This is a genomic window from Lysobacter sp. CA199 (genome assembly GCF_052078715.1).
In the GTDB taxonomy this organism is placed as follows: Bacteria; Pseudomonadota; Gammaproteobacteria; order Xanthomonadales; family Xanthomonadaceae; genus Lysobacter.
Window position 1 is genome coordinate 50,916 of sequence record NZ_JBQJIL010000017.1, and the last position, 24,029, is coordinate 74,944.

Consider the following 24,029-nt stretch of genomic DNA (forward strand, 5'->3'; position numbering starts at 1 on the left):
GATCGGCCAGGACGAATCCGCATGTCGATCAGAACGCCGCGCCTCGCCTGCGTGCTGGGGGTGGCCGCGGTCCTTTGCCTGCCGGCGTGCGCGTCCGGCGAACGCGCCACTGCGGCGCGCGCCGACGCGGGCGAGCAAACCTCCAGTGCCACGTGCTCCGCCGGTGCACCAGCCCTGCGCGAACTGCGCCTGAGCTCTGGCGATGCCGCGGGCGCGCGCGACAGTCTGAGCTTGGCCGCGAAGGATCAACTCAAGCTCGGCGATGTTTCGCGCTTGCAAGGGGCTTGCGCGCGTGAGCTCCAGGCCTTTCGCATGGCGGATTTGTACTTGTCCGGCGCGGTGGCGCTGCGGCTGGGCGAAGACGGACAGCCGCATCCGGCCGGCGACGATGCCGCGGCCTATCGCGCCTTGTTCGCCATCGGCCCGCAACAGGCGCACCCCGAGGCGCCGGCCGGCGAGTTCGTGATGGCCACTCGCGTGGAAGCCGGCGCGCTCGGGACGCAGGCGGGCGAATTCGTCGGCCTGTGGCGTGAGGCTTCGGCGTCGAAGCTGTACGCGTTCTCGCGCGATGCCGCCGGCCGTTTCGGCGCCGCGCGGCTGTTGCTGGATTCCCGCCTGCCGCTGCGCAGCGTGTCTTATTTCCCCGCGCCGGATTCGCCGTCGGGACGCTTGGGCCTGGTGCAGGAAGCCGCCGGCGAAATTCGCCTGATCAGCATCGACTGGTTCCATCCGCGGCCGACATCGCATTAGACCCACGCACGGCGCTGAGCCGGCGCGAGTCCCGTGCGTTGCGACGCGGCGCCATTAGCGAACGCCGCTCTTCGAAGCGCCTCTCATCGACGCGTGCTCATCGACCCATGCTCATCGAATAAGGCCGCAGCTTCGGATCGCTGGCCCATTGCTTGTTCGGCTGCGCCTGCATGACGAACCGAAGTTCGCCGCCGGCGACGATTTCCTCATGCCGTAGGAAGCTGCGATTCAACGGCTGGCCGTTGAGCGTCGCTGAGCCGATGTAGGTGTGGGCTTCGTCCAGGCCGTCGGCGATCACGCTGAAGCGCTTGCCGTTGGGCAGATTGAGCGTGGCGCGCGGCAGGAACGGGCGGCCGATCGCGTACTCGTTGCTGACCGGCGCGACCGGATAGAAACCCAGTGAAGTAAACACATACCAGGCCGACATCTGGCCGAGGTCGTCGTTGCCGGCCAGGCCGTCGGGACGTGGCGCGTACTGGCTGGCCATGATCTGCTTGAGCCGTTCCTGGGTGCGCCAGGGTTGGCCGGCGTAGCCGTACAGATAAGCGACATGGTGGCTGGGTTCGTTGCCGTGCGCGTACCAGCCGATCAGGCCGGTGATGTCTTCCATGTGTTCGAAGATTTTCGGATCGACCTTGGCGTCGAACACCTGATCGAGTTTCTCGACCAGCTTGGCGTCGCCGCCGAGCGCTTTCGTCAGGCCGGCGACGTCCTGCGGTACGTACCACGAGTACTGCCAGGCGTTGCCTTCGGTGTAATCGGTCCCGTAACCGCTGGCGGTGGGATCGAAGGGTTCGCGGAAGCTGCCGTCGCGCTTGCGCGCGCGCATGAAGCCACTCGACGCGTCGAACGCATGTTTCCAATTTCCCGCTCGCTTGGAAAATTGCGCAGCGATGTCTTTACGCCCCATATCCGCGGCCACGCGCGAGATCGTCCAATCGTCGAACGCGTACTCCAGCGTCTTCGATGCCGCCTCGCCTTCTTCGTCGATCGGCACGTAACCCAGTTCCATGTACTGGGCGATGCCGTCGTAAGGGCCGTAGCTGGCGCTGGCGACCATCGCGTCGAGCGCTTCGGCGGTGTCGTAGCCGCGGATGCCTTTCATGTAGGCGTCGGCGATCACCGGCACGGCGTGGTAGCCGACCATGCACCAGGTCTCTTGGCCATGAAACGCCCACACCGGCAGGATGCCGTAGGGGCTGTGGCGGCGCGAGGCGAGCAGCGAATTGACGAAATCGTTGTTGCGTTGTTCCGGCTGGACCAGGGTCAGCAGCGGATGCAGCGCGCGGTAGGTGTCCCACAGCGAGAACGTGGAGTGATAGCGGAAGCCCTGGGCCTGATGCACGGCGTTGTCGGGGCCGCGATAACGGCCGTCGCTGTCCATGAACAGACTCGGTCCCATCAGCGTGTGATACAGCGCGGTGTAGAAGCTCTTGCGCATCGGCGCGGGCGCATCGGCGTCGATCGCCGACAGCGCCTGCGACCAGGTCTCGCGCGCCTTGGCGCGCACGCCATCGAAATCGAAACCGGGTACTTCCGCATCGAGATTGGCGATCGCGTTGTCTTCGCTGACCGGCGAGATCGACATTTTGACGATCAGTTCCTTGCCCGGCGCATCCTTGAAATCGAAGCTGCCGACGATCTGTCGGCCTTCGATCTGCGCGCGCCGGGTCGGATCTTTTTCGCCCGGCGGCGGAAAGCCCTTGTAGAGCACGTCGGCTTCGGTGTCGTTGAAGCTGTGGCCGCTGACCGGGCGCGAGAAACGCATCGCGAAATACAGCTGACGCCCCGGCGCCCAGCCGCGGGTTTCGCGAAAACCGGTGACGGTGCCGTCCGCGCGCAGGCGCAGTCGCGACCACAGGATCTTGCCGGGGTAGTCGTACAGGCTGGTGCGCAGGTCGATCAGCACGTGCGCGGCCTGGCCTTGCGGGTAGCGGTAACGGTGCACGCCGACGCGCTCGCTCGCGGTGAGTTCGGCGCGGATCTTGTAGTCGTCGAGAGTGACGGCGTAGTAACCGGGCTGCGCGACTTCATCGTCGTGGCGGAACGCGGAGCGGTAACCGCTGCGCGCGATCTTGGAATCACCGCGATCGAGCTTGACCTCACCGGCGATCGGCATCAGCAGCACGTCGCCCAGATCGGAATGGCCGGTGCCGGAGAAGTGGGTATGCGAGAAACCGACGATGCTGCTGTCGCTGTAACGGTAGCCGGCGGCCCAGCCGTAGGCCTCCTTGCGCGGCTTGATCTCGGTATCGGGGCTGAGCTGGATCATGCCGAAGGGCACGGTCGCGCCGGGAAAGGTGTGGCCTTCGCCGCCGGTGCCGATGAACGGGTCGACCGCCTCGAAGGCGCGCTGGCCGGCATCGCCGGCCGAGGCGGCGACCGCGTTCCAGGCGCAGGCGGCGAGGGCCAGGGCGCACAGTCGGCGCAGCCAGGGCCGGACGCGGGTCGCGGAACGGGAGGAGCTGGACTGGGTCGGCAGGGTCATCCGAGGCACTCCGTCTGGTACAAAACTGGGGGAAGGCGGGGAACTGGGCACAGGCGCACCGATCAGCACGGGTGCCGACGGGACAGCCACTTTTAGATCGTTCTAAATACAGGCAAGCTAACACGCGCCCAGGCCGCGTTCATGCTGCATTGCAGAATGCGGGGACAGGGCTTAAGCCGCAGGATGACGGCATTTAGAACGATCCAAAAGCTTCCGAGCCCGGCCCGCCATGAGTCCCGAACGTCCACCGTTTGCGAGGTGCCATAGATGAACGACGCGCCCGCCCCCCGAGGCCGGGTCACCCTGGCCGACATCGCCCGCGCCTGCGGCCTGTCGCGCGCGACGGTTTCGCTGGTGCTGCGCGGCAGCCCGCTGGTCCATTCCGACACCCGCGCCCGGGTCGAGGCCGAACTCAAGCGCCAAGGCTACGTCTACCACCGCGGCGCGGCCAACCTGCGCCGCAAGGTGTCGACCGGCGTTGCCCTGGTCATCAACGACCTGTCCAACCCGTTCTTCGCCGAATTCGCCGCGGGTGTGGACGAATGGCTGGCTACGGCCGGCTTCGTCACCCTGCTGGGCAGCACCAACGAGTCGGTGGAACGCCAGCAGGCGGTGCTGACCTCGCTGATGGAACACGACCCGGCCGGCATCATTCTCTCGCCCGCCGAAGGCAGCGACGGCGCGCGGGTGCGCCAGCAGGTCGGCGAACGCACGCCGGTGCTGGTGTTCAACCGCGAGCTCGACGGCACCGCCTGGGATTTCCTCGCCCTCGACAACACCCACGGCGCGCGCCTGGCCACGCGTCATCTGCTCGATCGCGGCCATCGCCGCATCGCGTTCTTCGGCGGCCATCGTGATTCCTCCTCGTGCCGGCAACGCCGCCAGGGTTACCGCGAAGCGCTTGCCGAAGCCGGGATCGAACCCGAACCGCAGTGGCTGGTGGAATGCGCGCCCACGCGTCTTGAGGCCGCGCAGCAGACCGGCGCGTTGTTCGTGCGCGATCCCGCGCCGACCGCGGCGGTCTGCTACAACGACGCGGTCGCGCTGGGCCTGATGGCGGGCTTGGTCGCGCGCGGACGCCGCGCCGGCGGCGATTTCGCCGTGGTCGGCTTCGACGACATTCCCGAAGCCTCGGTCGCCTCGCCCACCCTGACCACGATCGCGGTCGATCCGCGCGCGCGCGGCCGCCAGGCCGCCGAACTGATCCTCAAGCGTCTGCGCGAACCCGAATTGGCGCCCGCCCACACCATCGCCCCCGTCCGGCTGCAGGCACGCAGCAGCAGCGAGGTGCTCGTTCCGCCGTCCGGAGAGTCCGCATGAGTCGTCGCGACATGTCCTACACCGCCGCGCTGGCGGTGGTGACCATCATCTTCTTCACCTGGGGCGGCCTGACCAGTCTCAACGACGTGCTGATCCCGCATCTCAAAGCCGTGTTCAACATGAACTACGCGCAGTCGATGCTGATCCAGTCGACCTTCTTCGGCGCCTACTTCCTGATGTCGCTGCCGGCCAGCAAGGTGGTGGCGAAGTTCGGCTACAAGAACAGCATCGTGATCGGCCTGATCGTGGCCGCGATCGGCGCGGCGATGTTCTTCCCGGCCGCGCGCATTCCCTCGTATCCGTTGTTCCTGGGCGCGCTGTTCGTGCTCGCCAGCGGCATCACCCTGCTGCAGGTCTCGGCCAATCCCTACATCAGCCTGCTCGGCGATCCGGCCGGCGCGCCGAGCCGCTTGAATCTGGCGCAGGCGTTGAACTCGCTGGGCACCACAGTGTTTCCGTACGTGATCGGCCCGTTGATCCTGTCCGGCGCGGTGCTCAGCGCGGCCGATCTGGCCGCCAAGTCGGTCGCCGAACAGGCCGCCTATCGCGCCCACGAAGCCGCCGCGGTGCAGATGCCGTACATGATCATCGCCGGCGGCTTGCTGCTGCTGGCGGTGTTCGTCTACGCCATGCGCATTCCCTCGCTCAAGGAAGCCACCGAGAGCGCCGACCCGGTGCATCACAGCTTCGGCGAGGTGCTGAGCCAGAAGCATCTGTTGTTCGGCGTGATCGCGATCTTCGTCTACGTCGGCGCCGAGGTGTCCATCGGCAGCTTCCTGATCAACTACATCTCCGCGCCGGAGATCGGCAACATCAGCCACGCGGTGGCCGCCGAACACCTGGCTTATTACTGGGGCGGCGCGATGGTCGGCCGCTTCATCGGCGCGGCGCTGTTGCAGCGCTTCGACGCGCGCCGTCTGCTGGCGCTGGCGGCGATCGTGGTGATCGTGCTGCTGGCGCTGACCATGGGCACCAAGGGCACGATCGCGATGTGGACGGTGCTGGCGATCGGCTTGTTCAACTCGATCATGTTCCCGACCATCTTCACCATCGCCATCGAAGGCTTGGGGCCGATGACCAGCAAGGCCTCCAGCCTGCTGATCATGGGCATCGTCGGCGGCGCGGTGGTTCCGCTGTTGCAGGGCGCGCTGTCGGATCGCATCGGCATCCAGCACTCGTTCGTGATTCCGTTGATCTGCTACGCCTTCATCGTCTGGTACGGCCTGAGCGGCGCGCGCATCCGCGCCGGCCAGGGCCAGCACTCCAGCGCGCAAGCTTCAGGAGTAATGCATTGATGTCCGTTGCACCGTCGGCTTCGCCCTCCGCGGGCCCTAATCCCGCCATCGTCTGCTTCGGCGAAGCGCTGATCGATTTTCTCGCCCGTCCCGGCGGCGCCTCGGGCGAGCCGCGTCACTTCGTCGAGTACGCCGGCGGCGCGCCGGCCAACGTCGCGGTCGCGGCCGCGCGGTTGGGCGGCAATGCGCGCTTTCTGGGCATGCTCGGCGAAGACATGTTCGGCGACTTCATCGCCGAGCAGTTCGATCGCTACGGCGTGGACACCCGGCATATCCTGCGCACGGCGCAGGCCAAGACCGCGTTGGCCTTCGTCTCGCTCGACGGCGACGGCGAACGCAGCTTCAGTTTCTATCGCCCGCCGGCGGCCGACCTGCTGTTCCGCGATTCGGATTTCCGCGCCGACAGCTTCGCCGACGCCGGCGTGTTCCACGTGTGCTCCAACAGCCTGACCGAAGAAGCGATCGCCGCGACCACGCTGGCCGGCATGCGCCGCGCGCGCATGGCCGGCGCACTGGTCAGCATGGACATGAACCTGCGGCCGTCGCTGTGGCCGTCCGACGTCGACCCCGCGCCGCGGCTGTTGGCCGCGCTGCTCGAAGCGGACCTGATCAAACTGTGCGGCAGCGAATTCGAATTCCTGGCCCGCCACCTCGGCGGCGAGGAAGCGGCGCTGCAACGTCTGTGGCACGGCTACGCGCGATGCGTGCTCATCACCGACGGCGCCACCCCGATCCGCTGGCACACCCGCACCCGACACGGCGAAGCGCCGACGTTCAAGGTCGCGCCCAGCGACACCACCGGCGCGGGCGACGCCTTCGTCGGCGGCCTGTTGCAGCGTCTCGCCGACCTGGGCGTGGACGCATCCAACTTCTCCGACTTCCTGCAGCGCGACGACGACCTGGTCGGCGCGCTGCGCTATGCCGCCGCCGCCGGCGCGCTGGCCACCACCCGTCACGGCGCGTTCGCGGCGATGCCCAGCGCGGCCGACGTTGAACGACTGATGCAGGAACAATCATGAATCTACCGTTGCACCCGCTGCCCGACTTCCGCGATGCCGACGTGCTGCGCGCGCATATCCAGGACACGATGGCGTTCTACGATCCGGTCGCGCTCGACGCGAACGGCGGGTTCTTCCACTACTTTCGCGACGACGGCTCGGTCTACGATGCATCGCATCGTCATTTGGTCAGCAGCACACGCTTCGTCTTCAACTATGCGATGGCGGCGATCGAGTTCGGCCGCGAGGACTACCGCGAACGCGCGCGCCACGGCCTGCGCTATCTGCGCGAGAAACACCGCAACCCTGACACCGGCGGCTACGCCTGGACGATCCGCGACGGCGCGCCCGAAGATCGCATGAACCACTGCTACGGCGGCGCCTTCGTGCTGCTGGCCTACTCCACCGCGCTCAAGGCCGGCATCGATGAGGCCGCGGCGTGGATGGACGAAATCTGGGAGCTGCTGGAAACGCGTTTCTGGGAAGCCCCGCACGGCCTGTACCGCGACGAAGCCGACGCCGACTGGAACTTCACCGACTATCGCGGCCAGAACGCCAACATGCACATGTGCGAGGCGATGCTGGCGGCGTTCGAGGCCAGCGGCCAAGCGCGCTACCTCGATCGCGCGTTGACGTTGGCGCACAACATGACCCAGCGCCAGGCGGCCAAGGCCGAGGGACTGGTGTGGGAACACTACGACCGCGATTGGAACATCGACTGGGATTACCACCGCGACGATCCCAAGCATCTGTTCCGCCCTTGGGGCTTTCAGCCCGGCCATCAGACCGAATGGGCGAAGCTGCTGCTGATTCTCGACCGTCACCTGTCCGCGCGCGGCGATGCGCCGGGCTGGCTGGTGCCGACCGCACGGCATCTGTTCGACGTGGCGGTCGCGCGTTCGTGGGACGGCGAATTCGGCGGACTGGTCTACGGCTTCGCCCCGGACGGATCGGTCTGCGACGACGACAAGTACTTCTGGGTCCAGGCCGAATCGCTGGCGACCGCGGCCCTGCTCGGCGCGCGCACCGGCGAGAACTTGTACTGGCAGTGGTACGACAAACTGTGGGCCTACGCCTGGCAGCACATGGTCGACCACCGCTACGGCGCCTGGTACCGCATCCTCGACCGGCGCAACGGCAAGTACAGCGACGAGAAGAGCCCGGCCGGCAAGACCGATTACCACACCATGGGCGCATGCTACGAAGTGATGCGCCTGCTGCGCGAAACCTGAGCCCTGCTTGAAATCCCCCTGTAGGAGCGGCGCAAGCCGCGACCAACCGAAGCGACGCACGCAAGCGCAAACCACCTAAACCCCGAAATTTCGAGCGCTAGCTCCGCAAAACTCGAAGCCCCCTCGTAGGAGCGGCGCAAGCCGCGACCGCGAAACCGCACATACGCCGTAAGCGTGGTTTCGCGGTCGCGGCTTGCGCCGCTCCTACGAGGGGCCTTCATCTCCCGCTCGTCGGAATGCTTGCCGACGCCAACTGCCGCTGACGGAACGCCAACGCACATCCGCCTATCCTGGCCGCTCCTCCCACGGAGCATCCGCATGGACATCCAGCAAATCGCCGATCGTTACGTCGCGCTGTGCCGAGAAGGCAAGCACAAGCAGATCACCGACGAGCTCTACGCCGACGACGCGGTCAGCGTCGAAGCCGCCGGCTTCGATACCGGCCCGCTCGGCAACGTCACCGGCGCCGATGCGATCCGCGAGAAGGGCCGCGTATTCCAGGACGACATCGCCGAACTGCACGACAGTTGGTGCAGCGACGCGGTGGTCGGCGGCAACTGGTTCACCCTGGCCATGGGCATCGACGCGACCTACAAGAGCCGGGGCCGCATGGCCGTGGCGGAAGTCGCGGTGTACCGGGTGGAAAACGGCAAGATCGTGCACGAACAGTTTTTCTACGGCTGAAGCGGCTGGCGCGTGATCGACGCGCGGGATCGCAGGCGCGATCCCGCGGCGTCAATCGGTCAACGCACGCGAGATCACGCCCGCCAAGATCGCACTGGCCGGTGCGGCGAACAGCGCAAGCACCGGCAACAGCACCATCGCGATCACGAAGGCAAGCGCGTTCGGTGCCATCCGCCGGCCGGCCCGCCTACGCTGTTTGATCGCGGCCCCTTGCAGCAGCGCGGCGAGCGCCGTCATCACCGGCGGCTGCGCCAGCCAGACTCCCACCAGCAACGTCATCGGCGCGATGTGTAAGATTCGCGAGCCGATCAGCAACGCACTCAACGCCACTGTCGTCAGCAAGGGGCCAAACAGCAAGGCCACCACCCATCCCAGGCCCCGCCGCTTCTGCGCGGTGTAGTTCAACGCGATCAGCACTGTGCCGGCAAAAACGCTGCCTATCGCAGTAGCCAGAGCGATCGCGGGCAGGCCGAACAAGGCGAGCTCCTCATCGGCGCCATCGGGCCGCCGGATACCCACCCCCGGTGGGCGATACGGATCGACATCGGTCACCGGTTTGGCCTCCGTGGTATCGGGCGTTGGACCGCTCACACCGACGCCTCGACCAAGCCGACCACCGTGAACATCAGCAGCAAGATCAAGGGAAACACGAACGCGAGCGCCACGAACGCCAACGCGACCAACACCGCCTGCCACAGCGGCCGCGCCGGCAAACCGGCGGCGGCGCGCGCCCGGATCGCCCCGCCTTGCGCCCAGTCGGCGAACAGATACGCGGCCGCCGGCAGGATCACCAGGTAGGTCAGCACCACGGTGACCCGCGATGCCCCCTGCGAGTTGACCGCGTAGCCGAAGGCATGGATCGCGGCGAACGCCACCACAGGCACGACCACCAACCGCAACACCCAGGCCGCGCCGTGTTGACGCAACGCCGCGTAGTTCATCGACATCAGCCAAATGGCCGCGAGGACACTGCCGAGGATGCTGACAACGGCAATGGCGATCAGGCCGAACAACGGCCGGCCCGGATCGGGCGATGCCTCGCCCCGCGCGACCGACGATGGAGAAAGCTCAGGTGCGCTCATCGCAATGGAACTCCTGTTTGACCCGCATCGATCATGCATCGCTCCGGCCGATCGTGTCGCCCGACCGGCCATCGGCAAGACTTCAGTCGGGCCCGGTCAGAAAATACGTACCGAACGCCGCCCACAACACCGCACAGACCAACACCGCCAGCGCCCAGATCGCCAGCACGATCGCTACCGCATGCCAGCCCGACCGCATCGGCAACCCAGCGGCCAAACGCGCCTTGATCGCACCGCCTTGCGCCAGTGCCGCCCATGCCAGCGCCAGCAGCGGCTGGGCGAGCAAGAACGCGGCGCAGGCCAGGCCGCCGTCGCCGCCGAAGTAATCCAGGCTCAAGAGGAAACACATGAGCATCGCGTACACGCCTGCCGGGCCGACCACCAGCACGGCCGCCACCCCGGTCAGCCAGGCCGCGCGACGGCGCCCCAGGGCCGCGTAGTTGCACGCGAGCATCCATGCGCCGGCCATGAGCCCGGCGAACACACTGGCGACGGCGATGGCCCACCAACCGAACAGACGCCGGTCCTGCGGGTCTGCGCTTGCGGTCCTCTGCGTATTCGCCATCTCAGCCTCCGCTCATGCGGAAAAAGCGCAGCGCCCCGATCAGCAACGCCAAGTCGAGAATGAGCAGCGCCCACCCCGCCGCGATCGCGAGCATACAACTCGACCCCGAACGCATGGGCAATCCCCATCTGAGCCGATCCGCTATTTCCGGGCCCTGCGCCCAACAGGCCAGCGCCCACACGATCAACGGCGCGAGCAGCACGCACGATACGATGCCCGACGTCGCCGCGGCGGGCGAATGGTTGTAGCCCAGGACACGCACGGTGTAGGCGATTGCCCACAGCAACGGACCGAGCACCACGAAGGCCAGCACCGCCGTGCACACAGCAAGCACTCTGCGCTGCTGCGCAAGGTAATTCACGGCGATCATCAACACGCCGCCCATGAGCGGCGCAAACAGGCTGGCGACCACGATCGCCTTGACGCTGAACCAAGCGCGCGCGGGATCGGACGCTCGGTCCACTACCGGCGCGGCCGGCATCGGCGGTGCGTAAGACGATGCGTGACAAGGACTCGTCTGCTCCATGACATCCTCCGCGAACAGGATCGCTATGCTGGCGCGGCATCGGCGAACGGCCGATCCATCAAGCGTCCGTAGTTCGCCGCTGCCGGTTCCTCATAGAGCGTAACCCAATCCCCAAAACGAAACAGGCCCCGTTTCCGGGGCCTGTTTCTTGTTGCTTATCGCCTGCGCGGGATCAATCGATATCGAGGAAGCTGCGCAGCTGTTCCGAGCGGCTCGGATGACGCAGCTTGCGCAGCGCCTTGGCTTCGATCTGACGGATGCGCTCGCGGGTCACGTCGAACTGCTTGCCGACTTCTTCCAGCGTGTGATCGGTGTTCATGTCGATGCCGAAACGCATACGCAACACCTTGGCCTCGCGCGGGGTCAGGCCAGCGAGCACGTCGCGGACCGTCTCGGAGAGGTTGATGTTGGTGGTCGCTTCCACCGGGGACTCCACGTTGGTGTCCTCGATGAAGTCGCCCAGATGCGAGTCCTCGTCGTCGCCGATCGGAGTCTCCATCGAGATGGGCTCCTTGGCGATCTTCATGACTTTCCGGATCTTGTCCTCCGGCATGTCCATTTCTTTCGCCAACTCTTCCGGCGTGGCCTCGCGACCGTACTGCTGCAACATCTGGCGCGAGATGCGGTTGAGCTTGTTGATCGTTTCGATCATGTGCACCGGAATACGGATGGTGCGGGCCTGATCGGCGATCGAACGGGTGATGGCCTGACGGATCCACCAGGTGGCGTAGGTCGAGAACTTGAAGCCGCGGCGGAATTCGAACTTGTCCACGGCCTTCATCAGGCCGATGTTGCCTTCCTGGATGAGGTCGAGGAACTGCAGGCCGCGGTTGGTGTACTTCTTGGCGATGGAGATCACCAGACGCAGGTTGGCCTCGACCATTTCCTTCTTGGCCTTGCGCGCCTTGGCTTCGCCGTAGGCCATCGCGCGGCTGATTTCCTTGATGTCGTTCAAGGTCAGCAGCGAGGCTTGTTCGATTTCGATCGTGGCCTGTTGCTCGGCGATGATCTGATCCTTGACGTCGCGCAGGCCCGAGGACCACTTCTGCTTGCGCTTGAGCAGCTCGTCCACCCACTCCAGATTGGTCTGGTTGCCTTCCCAGGCGCGGATGAAGTCCTTGCGCGGCATCTTGGCGACGCGGGTCGTCAGATCGAGGATCTTGCGCTCGTGGTCCTTGATCTTGCCGACCACCTCGCGCAGGTTGCGCACCAGCGAATCGGTCAGGGCCAGCGGCAGCTTCAAGGTGATGAACACTGCGGCGATTTCTTCGCGCAGCTTGGTGACGGTCTTGTGGCCCGCACCGTTCTTGGCGCCGGCCTTGAGGAACTTGCCGTGCAGGTCGGCGATGGTTTCCATGCGCGACGCCACTTCGACCGGATCCGGGCCCGAGGTGACTTCTTCCGCATCGGCATCGTCGCCGGCGGCTTCGACTTCTTCGTCGTCGTCCGCTTCGGCATCGGCGTCGGCCACCACCACCGGCGGCGCCGGCGGTTCGGGTTCTTCGTCGAGGTGATCGTTGAAGCCGACCACGATCTCGGCAAGACGCTTCTTGCCGCCCTTGTGGGTTTCGTAATCGTCCAGGATCAGCTGGATGGTCGCCGGGAACAGAGCGAGCGAAGCCTGGACCTGATTGAGGCCTTCTTCGATGCGCTTGGCGATGGCGATTTCGCCTTCGCGGGTCAGCAGTTCCACCGTGCCCATTTCGCGCATGTACATGCGCACCGGGTCGGTGGTTCGGCCGCCTTCGCCGTCGAGTGCGGTCAACGCGGCCGCTGCTTCTTCAGCGGCGGTATCGTCGACTTCGCGGTTACCGGTATTGCCGTCGGCGAGCAGCAGCGTTTCGGCATCGGGGGCAACTTCGTGCACCTCGATGCCCATGCCGTTGATCATGCCGATGATGTCTTCGATCTGTTCCGCGTCGACGAGATCGTCGGGCAGGTGATCGTTGACCTCGGCATAGGTCAGATAGCCCTGCTCCAAGCCCTTGCTGATCAGGAGCTTGATATCGGACGGAGGGGGCTGACGTTCGTTGGCCATGGGCTGCGCCACCGCGCTATTGAGGGTAGGGAACGCTCCAGTATATCAGGTCCGGGCGGCCCGGCCGGGACTACGCGGCAGGGCGGCGGTCGGATCAGGACCGGAGGAGAAAGGTGACCGGGCCGTCGTTGACCAGGCTGACGACCATATGGGCGCCGAACCGACCGGTTTCCACCCCTGGGGCGTGACGTTGTCGGCAGGTTTCGACCAAACGGTTGAATAGCGGTTCAGCCAGGCCCAGGACCGCGGCCGTACTGAAGCCCGGACGCATGCCGCTGCTGGTGTCGGCCGCCAGGGTGAACTGGCTGACCAACAGCAGCCCGCCGCCGGTATCGGCCAGGCCGCGGTTCATGCGACCGGCCTCATCGGCAAATACACGGTATCCGAGCAGCCGTTCGGCCATGCGCGCGATTTGGGGTTCGCCGTCGCCGGGTTCAACCCCGACCAGGGCCAGCAGACCGGGGCCGATCGCGCCGACGGTTTCGCCGTCGACCGCCACGCTGGCCCGGGTCACGCGCTGGATGAGGCTGAGCATGCGTCGCTGCCGTCGATCTGGAGGGGGAACGCCAGTGTAAAGCCTGCATCGCGCAGGCTTCTGTGGGCCAACGTCATCGCTCCGGCCGGCTCGGGCGCGGCGGCCCGGAATACGCAGCGGCTACACTCGCTGCATGACCCGATTCGCCGCCCGTGTGCTGTACTTTTTCGCCGGCCTGATCGGCCGCCTGCCCGATGCGTGGCAGCGTCGGCTGGGCGACGCCGTCGCCACGGTCTGGCAGCGCCGCGACGGCCGCGAAGCCCGGGTCGCGCGGGTCAACCTGAGCCTGGCCTACCCCGAACTGTTGCCGGCCGAACGCGAGCAATGGCAGCGCGCGATCGTGCGCACCACGGCGCGCCAGGCGGTGGAAACCTTGCGGCTGTGGACCCGGCCGCACGCGGAGAATCTGCTTCTGCTCAGAGAGCAGCATGGAACCGAGCTGTTCGACGCGGCCTTGGCCGCGGGCAAGGGCCTGATCGTGGCCGCGCCGCACTACGGCAATTGGGAGCTGCTGAACCAGTGGCTGGCCTGGCGCACCCCGCTGGCGATCCTGTACCGGCCGCCGGATTCGGCGGTCGGCGAGGCGTTCTTGAACCTGGTCCGCGCCGACTCCGACGCGCAGCGGGTGACCCAGGTGCGCGCCGAGGGCGCCGCCGTGCGCCAGTTGTGGAAGCGTCTGAGCACCGGCGGCGTGGTCGGCATCCTGCCAGATCAGCAGCCCAAGGCCGGCGACGGCGAGTTCGCGCCGTTCTTCGGCGTGCCGGCGCTGACCATGACCCTGCTCGGCCGCCTGGCCGAACGCACCGGCGCGACGGTGCTGTTCGCCTATTGCGAGCGCATCGACAGCCATGTCGGCGAACCCGGCTTCGCGCTGCGCATCGAAGCCGCGCCGGAGGGCATCGCCGACCCAGATCCGCGGCGCGCCTGCGCGGCGCTCAATGCCGCGGTGGAACGCATCGCACGGCGCGATCCGGCGCAGTACCAGTGGACGTACAAGCGCTACACGCTGCGGCCTTCCGGCGACGGCAAGGACAACCCGTACCGCTCGATCGAAACCGACCGGCATTGAGCCGCGCACGGCACGTTCATTACACACGCAGCGCAGTTCCGTCGTGTCGCGCGCGGCTACACTGCCCCACGCCCCTGGTTCCGGCCGCACGATGACGCAAATCCCGCCCGCAGACTCCACCGCATCCGATCCGGCGCACGCTCCGGCGTCCGATCCGGCATCCGGCGCGATGCCGCAGCCGACCACGCCGGTCGCGCCCACCGCGCCGAGCGAGGTTGCCGCGCCCGACGCGGCCCCCCCGGCGGCGGCCGCTGCCGAACCGCGCAACGACGATTGGCAACGCCTGCCGGCGCGCGCCATTCCCTTGTGCACCATCGACATCAGCCTGGCGCTGGCGCTGGTGTTCGCCAGCGCCGCGACCATCCTCGGCGTGCTGCTGATCGGCAAGCCCGCGGCCTTGGCCAGCGGTTTGAGCGGCGCCCTGTTCGGCGCCGGCATCGGCATGTGGATCGGCTTCCGCCGTTATCGCAACACTTTGTGGCGGCTCGACGCGCACGGCTTCGCGGTGCGGCGCGGCGTGGCCTGGCAGCGCGAAACCCTGGTGCCGCTGACCCGGGTGCAGCATCTGGATCTCAAGCACGGCCCGCTGCAACGCATGCGCCGGCTGGCCACGCTGGTGGTGCATACCGCCGGCACCCGCCATAGCGCGGTGGCGATCGATCATCTCGATGCCGACGACGCGCAACGCCTGCGCGAACGCCTGGGCCGCCAGCTCGATCACGAGGACGACGAGGACCGATGAGCGCGTCCGAGTTCGAGCGCCCGCCCGCGACGGCCGCGCAGGCCGCGGACGAACCGGCCGCCGGCCGGCGCCTGCATCCGATGTCGTGGTTGTTCGTGCTGATCCAGCACCTCAAGCAGTACATCGTGCCGCTGCTGATCCTGGTGTTCGTCGGCCGCGGCGACCGCAACGAACTGTGGTCGCTGGTCGGCGTGGCGGTGCTGGTGGTGGTCGCGTTGTGGCGCTACGCGACCTATCGCTACGGCGTCGGCGCCAACGGCCTGGTGATCCGCAGCGGACTGTTCACCCGCAGCCTGCGGGTGATTCCGTTCGTGCGCATCCAGAACGTGGCGGTGCAGCAGACCATGCTGCATCGCTTGTTCGGCGTGGCCGAGGTGCGGTTGGAATCGGCCGGCAGCAAGGAACACGAAGCGCAGATGCGGGTGCTCAAGCTCGCCGACGCGCTGGCCCTGGAAACGCTGGTGCGGCGGCGCGGCGATGCCCCGGCCGATGCGGTCGAGGAACCGGTGGACTCGCTGCTGCGGTTGTCGCCGGCTGAAGTGCTGCGCCTGGGACTGGTTTCGAACGGTGGCCTGGTGCTGGTCGGCGCGGGCCTGGCCGCGGCGATGCAGGCCGTGCCGGATTTCAACGGCCGAGTGCCTGAGCCGGTGTTGCGCCACGGCGCGAGCTGGTTGTTCGGACGGGTCGAGGGCTATCACCTGGAGACCACCGGTTACGCGATGCTGGCCGTGGGCGTGATCGCCTTCGTCGCCGTCGCCCTGAAGACCTTGTCGGTGATCCTGGCCCTGCTGCGCTACTACGGATTCGAGCTGAGCGAACAAGGGCGCCGGCTGACCGCCGAGCGCGGTCTGCTCGGACGTTGGCGCACCACCGTGCCGCGCCGGCGGATCCAGGCCTGGACCCTGGAGGAAGGCCTGCTGCACCGATGGCTCAAGCGCCGCCGGCTGGCGGTGGACACGGTCGGCGGCGACGGGCACGACGAAGGCCGGGCGCTCAAGGAATTGGCGCCGATCGCACCGCCTGCGACCTGCACCGGCCTGATCGATCACCTGCTGCCGCGCGCCGGTTGGGATGCGCTGGAATGGCGCGGGCTGCCCGAGGCGGCGTGGTGGCGGCTGTTCCTGCCGGACGTGCCGTGGGCGCTGCTGGCGGCGTTCGCGCTGCACTGGCACCTGGGCGGATGGAGCCTGCTGGCACTGCTGTGGCTGCCGTGGGCGGCGTTCAAGGCGCGCCGGCAGGCGCAGCGCATCGGCTACGCCCTGGGCGCCGAAGTCATCGCCACGCGCGAGGGCTGGTGGCGCCGTTACTGGCGCTTCGCCGAGCTCGACAAGCTGCAGGCCCTGCAGCTCACCCGTTCGCCGATCGACCGCCGCTGCGGCACCGCGACCTTGTGGGTGGACACCGCCGGCGCGGGCGCGCTGGGCCCGGCCTTGCGCATCCGCTTCCTGCCCGAGCCGGAAGCGCGGCGGATCTACGAACGCTTGTCGGCGGCGTTGGCCGAACGGCCGCTGCGCTGGTAAGCGCGGCGGCTTGCAGGCGACGTCTCAGCCCGCCGGCACGGGCGAACCGGTCAACACCAGCGGCGGTCGCGCCGCGGCGGGTTGTTGATCGATGCCGAATTCGGTCCAGGTGCGGCGCTCGAGCCGGGTCTGCGCGCGCAACCGCCGGTTGTAGGCGATGCTTTCGTCGGTGGCGTAGCCGCGCGGATGATCCAGGTGCAAGGCGCTGGCGCGATGGCGGATGCGCTTGCCGCGCACGCCGGCGTTCTCCAGGCGTTCGCCGAACTCGCGATCCTGGCCGCCGTAACGCATGCGCTCATCGAAGCCGTTGATCGCGAGAATGTCGTGCTTCCAACCCGAGGCGCCGTGGCCGTTCCAGCTCGCCCGCGCCGGGCTCAGCAGGTCCAGCCACCAGCCCAGCCGCGGACCCGCGCTCAGCTTGAGGTCTCGGCGCGAGGCCTGCATGCCGTGCTGGCGCAACCAGCCCACGTCGAAGCAACGGCCGCTGGCGATGTCCTCCGCGCCGATGCTCAGACTCGTGCGCATCGGCAGCTTGTGATAACCGCCGGACAGGAACCGGCCCGGTTCGCGCAAACGCAGGTGGGTGTCGACGAAATCCGCGCGCGCAATGCAGTCGCCGTCGGTGAAGATCAGATAGTCGCTGCGGCTGGCGCGGATGGCCATGTTGAGCGCCTCGCACTTGCGAAAACCCAGGTCGGGCTGCCACAGGTGGCGCATCGGCACCGGCATGTCCGGGCGCAGGCTCTCGACCACTTCGCGGGTGCTGTCGCCGCTGCCGTCGTCGGCGATCAACACCTCGAAATCCAGGCGATTCTGCGCGGCGAAGCCCAGCAGCACCTTCTCCAACCACGCCGGTTGGTTGTAAGTTGTGAATATCACGCTCGCGGCGAGCGGTGCGTTCATGGCGACGGCCCCTAATGACGGACATCAAGCCGCAACGGCGCCGCGCCACCCTGGCTCGCGACACCTCCCCTGCTACGGCGCGATCACACTAACGGCCCAATACGACGATGCAGTTACCGGACCGCTCCAGTTCATCGCAACATACCTCACGCGTCACATTATCGGCCACGGTGATCGCCTACAACGAAGCCGACCGCATCGGCGACTGCCTGGCCTCGCTGGCGTTCTGCGACGAGATCGTGGTGGTGGATTCGCATTCCACCGATCTCACCCGCCAGATCGCCGAGCGCATGGGCGCGCGGGTCATTTCACGGGCCTTCGACGGCTTCCGCAGTCAGAAACAGTTCGCGGTCGAACAGGCGCGGCACGACTGGGTGCTGTGCCTGGACGCCGATGAACGGGTGGACGCGGCGCTGCGCGCCTCGATCGAACGCGAACGCGAGCGCGGCTTCGCCGACGCCGCCGGTTACCGATTCGCCCGGCTGTCGAGCTATTTCGGTCGCTATCTGCGGCACGGCAACGCCTACCCGGATCGCAAGCTGCGCCTGTTCGACCGTCGCCGCGGCGGCTGGCGCGGCGATCGCGAAATCCACGAGACCGCCAGCGTCGACGGCGCGGTGGGGACCTTGAACGGCGATCTGCTGCACCTGCCGTTCCGCTCGTTCGAACACCAGTTGGCCAAGGGCCGGCAGTACGCGCAGATGATGGCCGAGCACGCCCACGCGCGCGGGCAGCGCGCCTCGCTGGGACGGCTGGTGCTGTCGCCCGCCTGGCGCTTCTGGCGCGGCTATGTGTTGCGCGGCGGCTTTCTCGACGGCTGGCCCGGGCTGATCTACGCCTACGTCACCGCGTACACCGCGCGTCAGAAAACGATACGGCTGTGGCTGCTGCAGCGTCAGCATCCGCGGCGCTGAACGCGCGCGACGCGCGGCGACCGGCGCGGGCCTGGCCGGCTCAGCCGGTCGGGCCCCAGTAGCCCAGCTCCCTGCGGATCTGCAGACCGCGCAACAAAGCGGTGAACGGCCGCTTGCGCAAACGCCCCAGGCGCCCGGCGAGCAGATCCTCGGTCGCCGCGATCACCCGCTCCGACGAACGCCCGTCGCGGTAGGGATGAATGGCATCGGCATAGGCGTCGATCGCCGCCTGCAATTCCGGGCTCGGCGCGAAGGCATGTTCGAGCTGCTCGCCCAAGCCCGTCGGATCGTCGAAATCAAGCATGTGCGATTTGGGCGAGCGATTGCGGAAGGTCACCACCGGCTTGCGCTGGACCACGAATTCGGACACCACCGAGGTGGTATCGGCGACCAGCACGTCGGCCGCGCGCTGGGCGGCGATCAGATCCTCGGTTTCCACGAAGGTCGCGTTGGGCCCGGCCAGGGAGCGGTAGCGTTCGAACAGCTCCGGCGCGCATTTGGGATGCAGGGTCAGCAGCCAGTAGCGTTCGCCTTCGGCGATCTGCGCGCGGATCGCTTCGAACAGATGCGGCGCCGCGCTCAAGCGCTCGGTGAAGGTCGAGGCGAACAACACCGTCGGCCGGCGGCCGGCCAGGCGGCGCCATCGGGCCGCGCCGCCGTCGTCGTCGCGGAACAACGGATCGAGCTTGGACCAGCCGGTTTCGACCACGGCGAAATGGCCGGCCTGCTCGGCCAGCGCGCGGAACGGCGCGGTGGTCGCCGGACCTTGCGTGCAATACAGATCGAACAAACCGCGCACGCGGAAATGGCCGCGCGCGTCTTCGCGTTTTTCAACGTTGAAACCATGGAACAACTGCACCTTGGCGCCGGAGATGAACGGCGGCACCCAATTGGCGGCGCTGAACACTGCGCGCGGCTTGAGCGCGACCGCGGCACGCAAGCCGGTCTTGCCTGGTTCGAGCATGCGCACCGGCGCGGGCAGTTGCGAGGCCGCCGCGCCGTCGGCGAACCAGGCGTGGGCGACGTGTCCGGCCGCGTGCAACGCCTGCGCCAGCGGCTGCAGGATCGGCAGCGCGTAGCGTTCGGTCGCGAAAAGCAGGTAATCGGCCATGAAGTCTCCAGACAGGGCACGGCGGACGCACCGGCTCAGGCATTATCCACGGCCGCCGGAAAGCCAGGGCGTGAACGCCCGGATCGGGGCACGCTCCGACCCGGGCCTGGCGCGGGCTTGCCGGCCGCAGGCGGTATTCTTGCGAACGCCGCCCCGCCGGATCGCCGCCATCGACAGTCCTCGCCCCGCCGAACACGCCGCCGACGCCGCACGCCCGCGCGTGTCGGCCTGCATCATCGCCTTCAACGAGGCCGACCGGATCGGCGATTGCCTGCGTTCGCTGGCGTTCTGCGACGAGATCGTGGTGGTGGATTCGCATTCCACCGACGCCACCGTAGCCATCGCCCAGGGCGCCGGCGCGCGCGTGTTGCAGCGGCGATTCGACGGCTTCCGCAGCCAGAAGCAATACGCGATCGAGCAAGCCGCGCACGACTGGGTGCTGTGCCTGGACGCCGACGAACGCGTCGACGATTCGCTGCGCGCGGCGATCCTGGCCGCGCGCGACCGCGGTTTCGCCGACGCCGCCGGCTATCGATTCGCGCGCCTGTCCGATTACTTCGGCCGTTTCCTGCGTCACGGCAACGCCTATCCCGACCGCGTGCTGCGCCTGTTCGACCGCCGTCGCGGCGGTTGGCGCGGCAAGCGCGAGGTGCACGAGGCGGCGAGCGTCGACGGCGCGGTCGTGATCCTGTCCGGCGATCTGATCCACTACCCGTACCGCTCGCTGGAACAACAGCTGAGCAAGACCGAGCGCTACGCGCGGATGATGGCCGAGCACGATCATACGCGCGGCAAGCGCGCGACCCTGGCCAAGCTGGTGCTGGCGCCGGCCTGGCGTTTCTGGCGCGGCTACGTGTTGCGCGCGGGATTTCTCGACGGCTGGCATGGCCTGATCTATGCCTACGTGCGCGCCAACTACGTGCGGCAGAAGACCATCATGCTGTGGCTGCTGCAGCACGGACAGCCGGTGACCACGCCGGTGCGCGAAGACCCGCCACCGCGCGATTGAGCGCGGTCTGCAGGTAGGGACGGTGCGAACCGCGACCAACCGCAGAGGTGTACGCAAGCGTTTTCGCCGAAGCCCTACGTTTCAAGCGTCGCTTCTGGCTATCTATATGCCGATTGGCCGTTGCTTCGGGAGCTTTCGCTTTCGTACACAGCTGCGGTTGTTCGCGGCTCGCACCGCTGCTACAGCGGCTGGTCCTAGGATTCGCGCAAGGCAAAGCCGTACATCGCGCCGATCATCACCGCGTAGAACGATGCGACGAGCTGATGCGCGAACATCGACTGGGTCAGGCCGCAGACGATGTAGACCAGCACCAGCACCAAGCCTCCCAATGCGGTGCTGCGCGAAGCGCCGCCGGGCGCCGCGCGCAGGCGTCGCGCGAACAGCGCCAGCGGAACCAGGTAGATGCCCAGGATCGCGATCAACCCGGGCACGCCCATGGTCGCGGCCCATTCGGGGACGTCGCTGTGCGCGTGGCCGAGCTTGCAGAACCCCTCCCGCGGCGCCGGCGGCGCGCATTGCGGCGTGGCCCGCACCACCTTGTCGAAGCTGCCCAAGCCCACGCCGGCGAGCGGATGCTCGACGAAGGTGTCGCCGGCCAACTCCAGCAGAGTCATGCGCGCGCCCAGCGAGGATTCGTGGTCGTTGCCCTTCTGCACCCGGTCCATGTCCGAGACCAGTTCATGGATGCGCATGTGCTGAGCGAGCGGGCCGATCCACCAACTCACCGCCAGACCCACTGCCAGCGTCATCAGCACCGTCCACGAAAGTTTGCGCGCGCGGCCGCCGCTGACGATCAGGCCCACGATCAGCACGATCGCCAACCCCGGCCAAACCCCGCGACTGCCGCTCAGCGCGACCGCGCCGACGCCCAGCGCGCAGGCCAGCGTGGTCCACAGCAGCTCGCCGGGCGGGCGGGTGAACACCGCCACCACGATCAGCGCGATCAGCGCGTCGGCGAACACGATCGCGTTCGCGGTCCACCCGAACGCGCGCTCGACGCCTTCGCCGAACTGATACAGGGCCACCCCGAACGCGCCCGCCAGCCCCACCAGCGCGCCCGCCCACAGCCAGCGCCGCGACGGCCGGTAGGCATAGACCATCAACGCGAAGAACGGCAGCGTCAGCAGCCGCATGCGATTGTCGGCCTCGCGCCAGCGCACTTCGAAATGCAGCTTCGAATACACCACCACGGCGACGACGACCAGGACCATCGCGACCAGCCAGCGCAGCTCGCGGCCGACCTGTCGCCAAGCCTGCACGATGCGCCCGGGCGTCAGCGCGAAGGCGATCAGCGCGAAGGCGGTGAACGGATTGAGCCCCCAGGGCGTGGAGATCAGCAGCGCCGGCAGACAGAACAGGCCGATTTCCAGGACCCGACGGGCATAGCGCTGGCGCGGCGACTCGCCCTCGAATGCGGCGTTGATGGCGAGAAACGAACCGGACATGGAAACCTTGGCAGGGGTTGGGGCGTGGATCAATCCCACTCTTCGAACCGGTGGTCGTCTTCATGTTCGGCCAACGGCGGCGCCGCCGGACATCCCGCGCGCGCCCGGTACGGTACCAGCCACCAGACGCGTCGGTTAGACCGGCCGATCCACTGAGCTGCGCTGCGGTTCACGCAAGCCGGCAGCGCCGGCTCCTGCACGAGCAGCCAGCGGGTGCGCGGCGCCTGTTCCTGCCAGGCCAGACCGCGCTCCAGCTGGGTCTGCCAACTGATCCGAAAACCGAAGTTTTGCGTACCCTGCGGCGCCATCAGCAGATTCTGTTCCTTCCAGGCGACCAGGCCGAGCTCGGCGTCCGCGCCGATGCGCCGGCCGGCGGCGCTCATCACCCCGCGCGCCGAGGACGAATCGTTGAGCACCGGAGCGATCAGCAAACCGTACAACACCCACAGCCCGCACAGCATCGCCACCATCGCCTGGACCGGGCGGCGGCGGCCGAACCACAACACACAGGCCGCGCCCCAGGCGCCGATCGCGAGGATGCCCGCCTCCAGCGCGCGGCCGCCGTCGGTGAAGCCGCGTTCGGCGATCGTCCTGAGCTCGAACGCGGGATCGCCGAACCACATCGACAGACCGACGCCGAGCATCGCCAGGGTCAACAGCGCGGCGAACCCCAGCGCCAGGCGCCGCGGCCAGGCCCGGCGCAGGATGCCCGGCAGCAGCGGCGCGAACATCAGGCAGGCCATCGGCAGCGCCGGCAGGATGTAGACGTCGCGCTTGCCGTGCGGGATCGAGAAAAACACGATCACCAGCGCCCACCACGCCAGCGGCAGCAGGTAACGCGGATCCGCGCGGCCCAGGCGCCGGCCCCAGGCGCGCAAGGCCCACGGCAGCGCCAGCATCAGCGGCAGCCACATCGAGAGCATCACCCCGACGTGGTACCAGACCGGCTGGTGGTGATCCCAGGACTGGGTATAACGACCGGCGGTCTGCCGGAACAGGATGTCGTGCAGATAGAACCGGTAACCGGGCCCGGTGTTGTGCGTGGCCGCCAGCGCCATCGGCACCAGCCACAGCGAGACCGCGATCAGCAACGCCAGCGGCCCCAGCCAGAAGCGCGGATCGCCGACGCCGGCGCGCACCGGCATGCGCACCCAGGCCAGCGCACGCGCGCCCAGGCCGCCCGGAGCCAGCCGCGCCTGCAGCGGACGCAGCAGCGCCGCCAACGCGACCGGCACCAGCATCAGCAGCGCGATCGCGCCCACGCCCTTGGTGATCACGCCCACGCCGGCGGCGAACCAGCCCAGCGCCCACCAGCGCCAGGCCGGTCCGGTCAGCAAGTGCCGCAGCAAACCGTAGTTGGCCAAGGTGATCCAGAACACCACCGAGGGATCGATCTGCGCCTTCTTGGCCTGATAGACGAAATGCAGGGTCAGCAGCAGCGCCCAACCGGCGTAGTAGCCCACCCGCCGCGTCCATAGCCTGCGGCCGAGATCGACCACGCACCACAGCGTCCCCAGCGCCGCCAGCAGCGAGGGCAGCAGGAACGCGACGCGCCAGTGCCCGGTGATGAGATAGGACAGCGCCTGCGTCCACATGAACATCGGCGGCTTGTCCGAGTACAACTCGATCCCGCGCTGCGGGAACAGCCACTGGCCGCTGTCCACCATCTGCTTGGCGGCCAGGGCGAAACGCGGCTCGTCGGCCGGCCAGGGATCGCGCAACCCCAGCCCGGCCCCTAAGACCAGCCAAGCGACGATCCAAAACAACCAGCCTTGGCGGGAAAGGGCGTTCTTGAGCATGCGC

At 67.7% G+C, this 24,029-nt stretch carries 22 protein-coding genes; 11 read left to right on the plus strand and 11 right to left on the minus strand.

Annotated elements, in window-relative coordinates; all coding sequences use genetic code 11:
- Window positions 1-21 precede the first annotated feature (21 nt).
- Window positions 22-750, plus strand: a complete 729-nt coding sequence (locus ACTOWJ_RS26990) for a hypothetical protein (RefSeq protein WP_441337722.1) — start codon at window positions 22-24, stop codon at window positions 748-750.
- Between the two features lie 97 nt (window positions 751-847).
- On the opposite strand, the gene ACTOWJ_RS26995 is transcribed toward ACTOWJ_RS26990, so the two are convergent.
- Entirely contained in the window at window positions 848-3,238 is a 2,391-nt protein-coding gene (locus ACTOWJ_RS26995) for a GH92 family glycosyl hydrolase (protein WP_441337723.1), read from the minus strand.
- A gap of 267 nt (window positions 3,239-3,505) precedes the next feature.
- Here ACTOWJ_RS26995 and ACTOWJ_RS27000 point away from each other — a divergent pair, with 267 nt between their 5' ends.
- The 5 genes from ACTOWJ_RS27000 to ACTOWJ_RS27020 all read left to right on the plus strand — a co-directional run bounded on the left by ACTOWJ_RS27000 (window position 3,506) and on the right by ACTOWJ_RS27020 (window position 8,767).
- Window positions 3,506-4,558, plus strand: coding sequence for a LacI family DNA-binding transcriptional regulator (locus ACTOWJ_RS27000; RefSeq protein WP_441337724.1), 1,053 nt, complete (start codon window positions 3,506-3,508; stop codon window positions 4,556-4,558).
- Window positions 4,555-5,853 (plus strand): sugar MFS transporter, encoded by a 1,299-nt coding sequence (locus ACTOWJ_RS27005; protein WP_441337725.1) that lies wholly within the window; start codon window positions 4,555-4,557, stop codon window positions 5,851-5,853. The genes ACTOWJ_RS27000 and ACTOWJ_RS27005 overlap by 4 nt, the downstream gene beginning before the upstream one ends.
- Window positions 5,853-6,872, plus strand: a complete 1,020-nt coding sequence (locus ACTOWJ_RS27010) for a carbohydrate kinase family protein (RefSeq protein ID WP_441337726.1) — start codon at window positions 5,853-5,855, stop codon at window positions 6,870-6,872. The genes ACTOWJ_RS27005 and ACTOWJ_RS27010 overlap by 1 nt, the downstream gene beginning before the upstream one ends.
- Window positions 6,869-8,083, plus strand: a complete 1,215-nt coding sequence (locus tag ACTOWJ_RS27015; RefSeq protein ID WP_441337727.1) for an AGE family epimerase/isomerase — start codon at window positions 6,869-6,871, stop codon at window positions 8,081-8,083. Before ACTOWJ_RS27010 ends, ACTOWJ_RS27015 begins: the two co-directional genes overlap by 4 nt.
- Window positions 8,084-8,401: 318 nt before the next feature.
- Complete coding sequence (locus ACTOWJ_RS27020) at window positions 8,402-8,767, plus strand: SnoaL-like domain-containing protein (protein ID WP_441337728.1); 366 nt, start codon at window positions 8,402-8,404, stop codon at window positions 8,765-8,767.
- A 51-nt stretch (window positions 8,768-8,818) separates the two neighbouring features.
- On the opposite strand, the gene ACTOWJ_RS27025 is transcribed toward ACTOWJ_RS27020, so the two are convergent.
- The 6 genes from ACTOWJ_RS27025 to dtd all read right to left on the minus strand — a co-directional run bounded on the left by ACTOWJ_RS27025 (window position 8,819) and on the right by dtd (window position 13,513).
- Window positions 8,819-9,319 (minus strand): hypothetical protein, encoded by a 501-nt coding sequence (locus tag ACTOWJ_RS27025; protein ID WP_441337729.1) that lies wholly within the window; start codon window positions 9,317-9,319, stop codon window positions 8,819-8,821.
- Between the two features lie 35 nt (window positions 9,320-9,354).
- Window positions 9,355-9,849, minus strand: coding sequence for a hypothetical protein (locus tag ACTOWJ_RS27030; protein WP_441337730.1), 495 nt, complete (start codon window positions 9,847-9,849; stop codon window positions 9,355-9,357).
- Between the two features lie 82 nt (window positions 9,850-9,931).
- Window positions 9,932-10,414, minus strand: a complete 483-nt coding sequence (locus ACTOWJ_RS27035; protein WP_441337731.1) for a hypothetical protein — start codon at window positions 10,412-10,414, stop codon at window positions 9,932-9,934.
- 1 nt (window position 10,415) lies between these two features.
- The gene (locus ACTOWJ_RS27040; RefSeq protein ID WP_441337732.1) at window positions 10,416-10,895 is read right to left on the minus strand and encodes a hypothetical protein; all 480 of its coding nucleotides are present in this window, start codon (window positions 10,893-10,895) and stop codon (window positions 10,416-10,418) included.
- Window positions 10,896-11,112: 217 nt separating this feature from the next.
- Window positions 11,113-12,978, minus strand: coding sequence for an RNA polymerase sigma factor RpoD (gene rpoD / locus ACTOWJ_RS27045; protein WP_441337733.1), 1,866 nt, complete (start codon window positions 12,976-12,978; stop codon window positions 11,113-11,115).
- 94 nt (window positions 12,979-13,072) lie between these two features.
- Window positions 13,073-13,513: a D-aminoacyl-tRNA deacylase gene (dtd, locus tag ACTOWJ_RS27050; protein ID WP_441337734.1), complete on the minus strand. Its 441-nt coding sequence runs from the start codon at window positions 13,511-13,513 to the stop codon at window positions 13,073-13,075.
- 133 nt (window positions 13,514-13,646) lie between these two features.
- Between dtd and ACTOWJ_RS27055 the strand changes: the two genes are divergently transcribed.
- The 3 genes from ACTOWJ_RS27055 to ACTOWJ_RS27065 all read left to right on the plus strand — a co-directional run bounded on the left by ACTOWJ_RS27055 (window position 13,647) and on the right by ACTOWJ_RS27065 (window position 16,844).
- The gene (locus tag ACTOWJ_RS27055; protein WP_441337735.1) at window positions 13,647-14,582 is read left to right on the plus strand and encodes a lauroyl acyltransferase; all 936 of its coding nucleotides are present in this window, start codon (window positions 13,647-13,649) and stop codon (window positions 14,580-14,582) included.
- Window positions 14,583-14,673: 91 nt separating this feature from the next.
- A complete protein-coding gene (locus tag ACTOWJ_RS27060) occupies window positions 14,674-15,324 on the plus strand; it encodes a PH domain-containing protein (RefSeq protein WP_441337736.1) in 651 nt (216 codons plus the stop codon).
- A complete protein-coding gene (locus ACTOWJ_RS27065; protein ID WP_441337737.1) occupies window positions 15,321-16,844 on the plus strand; it encodes a PH domain-containing protein in 1,524 nt (507 codons plus the stop codon). Before ACTOWJ_RS27060 ends, ACTOWJ_RS27065 begins: the two co-directional genes overlap by 4 nt.
- 24 nt (window positions 16,845-16,868) lie before the next feature.
- Here the strand turns inward: ACTOWJ_RS27065 and ACTOWJ_RS27070 are convergent, their stop codons facing one another.
- Complete coding sequence (locus tag ACTOWJ_RS27070; protein ID WP_441337738.1) at window positions 16,869-17,747, minus strand: glycosyltransferase family 2 protein; 879 nt, start codon at window positions 17,745-17,747, stop codon at window positions 16,869-16,871.
- Window positions 17,748-17,854: 107 nt separating this feature from the next.
- Here ACTOWJ_RS27070 and ACTOWJ_RS27075 point away from each other — a divergent pair, with 107 nt between their 5' ends.
- Entirely contained in the window at window positions 17,855-18,661 is an 807-nt protein-coding gene (locus ACTOWJ_RS27075; protein WP_441337739.1) for a glycosyltransferase family 2 protein, read from the plus strand.
- A gap of 40 nt (window positions 18,662-18,701) precedes the next feature.
- Here ACTOWJ_RS27075 and ACTOWJ_RS27080 read toward each other — a convergent pair whose 3' ends face one another.
- Window positions 18,702-19,772, minus strand: coding sequence for a CDP-glycerol glycerophosphotransferase (locus ACTOWJ_RS27080; RefSeq protein ID WP_441337740.1), 1,071 nt, complete (start codon window positions 19,770-19,772; stop codon window positions 18,702-18,704).
- 169 nt (window positions 19,773-19,941) lie between these two features.
- On the opposite strand from ACTOWJ_RS27080, the gene ACTOWJ_RS27085 reads away from it, so the two are divergent.
- A complete protein-coding gene (locus ACTOWJ_RS27085) occupies window positions 19,942-20,781 on the plus strand; it encodes a glycosyltransferase family 2 protein (RefSeq protein ID WP_441337784.1) in 840 nt (279 codons plus the stop codon).
- A gap of 194 nt (window positions 20,782-20,975) precedes the next feature.
- Here the strand turns inward: ACTOWJ_RS27085 and ACTOWJ_RS27090 are convergent, their stop codons facing one another.
- Window positions 20,976-22,226 carry an O-antigen ligase family protein gene (locus ACTOWJ_RS27090; protein ID WP_441337741.1) on the minus strand — a complete coding sequence of 417 codons (1,251 nt, stop codon included), beginning with the start codon at window positions 22,224-22,226 and terminating at the stop codon, window positions 20,976-20,978.
- A 29-nt stretch (window positions 22,227-22,255) separates the two neighbouring features.
- A complete protein-coding gene (locus ACTOWJ_RS27095) occupies window positions 22,256-24,025 on the minus strand; it encodes an ArnT family glycosyltransferase (RefSeq protein WP_441337742.1) in 1,770 nt (589 codons plus the stop codon).
- Between the last annotated feature and the right edge of the window lie 4 nt (window positions 24,026-24,029).

What these genes read in the sequence shown, in the direction of transcription:
- ACTOWJ_RS26995 (WP_441337723.1), bottom strand. Translation starts at nt 3,238, where the DNA reads ATGACCCTGCCGACCCAGTCCAGCTCCTCCCGTTCCGCGACCCGCGTC.
- ACTOWJ_RS27055 (WP_441337735.1), top strand. Translation starts at nt 13,647, where the DNA reads ATGACCCGATTCGCCGCCCGTGTGCTGTACTTTTTCGCCGGCCTGATC.
- ACTOWJ_RS27040 (WP_441337732.1), bottom strand. Translation starts at nt 10,895, where the DNA reads ATGCCGGCCGCGCCGGTAGTGGACCGAGCGTCCGATCCCGCGCGCGCT.
- ACTOWJ_RS27010 (WP_441337726.1), top strand. Translation starts at nt 5,853, where the DNA reads ATGTCCGTTGCACCGTCGGCTTCGCCCTCCGCGGGCCCTAATCCCGCC.
- ACTOWJ_RS27035 (WP_441337731.1), bottom strand. Translation starts at nt 10,414, where the DNA reads ATGGCGAATACGCAGAGGACCGCAAGCGCAGACCCGCAGGACCGGCGT.
- ACTOWJ_RS27000 (WP_441337724.1), top strand. Translation starts at nt 3,506, where the DNA reads ATGAACGACGCGCCCGCCCCCCGAGGCCGGGTCACCCTGGCCGACATC.
- ACTOWJ_RS27080 (WP_441337740.1), bottom strand. Translation starts at nt 19,772, where the DNA reads ATGGCCGATTACCTGCTTTTCGCGACCGAACGCTACGCGCTGCCGATC.
- dtd (WP_441337734.1), bottom strand. Translation starts at nt 13,513, where the DNA reads ATGCTCAGCCTCATCCAGCGCGTGACCCGGGCCAGCGTGGCGGTCGAC.
- ACTOWJ_RS27070 (WP_441337738.1), bottom strand. Translation starts at nt 17,747, where the DNA reads ATGAACGCACCGCTCGCCGCGAGCGTGATATTCACAACTTACAACCAA.
- ACTOWJ_RS27060 (WP_441337736.1), top strand. Translation starts at nt 14,674, where the DNA reads ATGACGCAAATCCCGCCCGCAGACTCCACCGCATCCGATCCGGCGCAC.
- ACTOWJ_RS27090 (WP_441337741.1), bottom strand. Translation starts at nt 22,226, where the DNA reads ATGTCCGGTTCGTTTCTCGCCATCAACGCCGCATTCGAGGGCGAGTCG.
- rpoD (WP_441337733.1), bottom strand. Translation starts at nt 12,978, where the DNA reads ATGGCCAACGAACGTCAGCCCCCTCCGTCCGATATCAAGCTCCTGATC.
- ACTOWJ_RS27065 (WP_441337737.1), top strand. Translation starts at nt 15,321, where the DNA reads ATGAGCGCGTCCGAGTTCGAGCGCCCGCCCGCGACGGCCGCGCAGGCC.
- ACTOWJ_RS27015 (WP_441337727.1), top strand. Translation starts at nt 6,869, where the DNA reads ATGAATCTACCGTTGCACCCGCTGCCCGACTTCCGCGATGCCGACGTG.
- ACTOWJ_RS27020 (WP_441337728.1), top strand. Translation starts at nt 8,402, where the DNA reads ATGGACATCCAGCAAATCGCCGATCGTTACGTCGCGCTGTGCCGAGAA.
- ACTOWJ_RS27005 (WP_441337725.1), top strand. Translation starts at nt 4,555, where the DNA reads ATGAGTCGTCGCGACATGTCCTACACCGCCGCGCTGGCGGTGGTGACC.
- ACTOWJ_RS27095 (WP_441337742.1), bottom strand. Translation starts at nt 24,025, where the DNA reads ATGCTCAAGAACGCCCTTTCCCGCCAAGGCTGGTTGTTTTGGATCGTC.
- ACTOWJ_RS26990 (WP_441337722.1), top strand. Translation starts at nt 22, where the DNA reads ATGTCGATCAGAACGCCGCGCCTCGCCTGCGTGCTGGGGGTGGCCGCG.
- ACTOWJ_RS27030 (WP_441337730.1), bottom strand. Translation starts at nt 9,849, where the DNA reads ATGAGCGCACCTGAGCTTTCTCCATCGTCGGTCGCGCGGGGCGAGGCA.
- ACTOWJ_RS27075 (WP_441337739.1), top strand. Translation starts at nt 17,855, where the DNA reads ATGCAGTTACCGGACCGCTCCAGTTCATCGCAACATACCTCACGCGTC.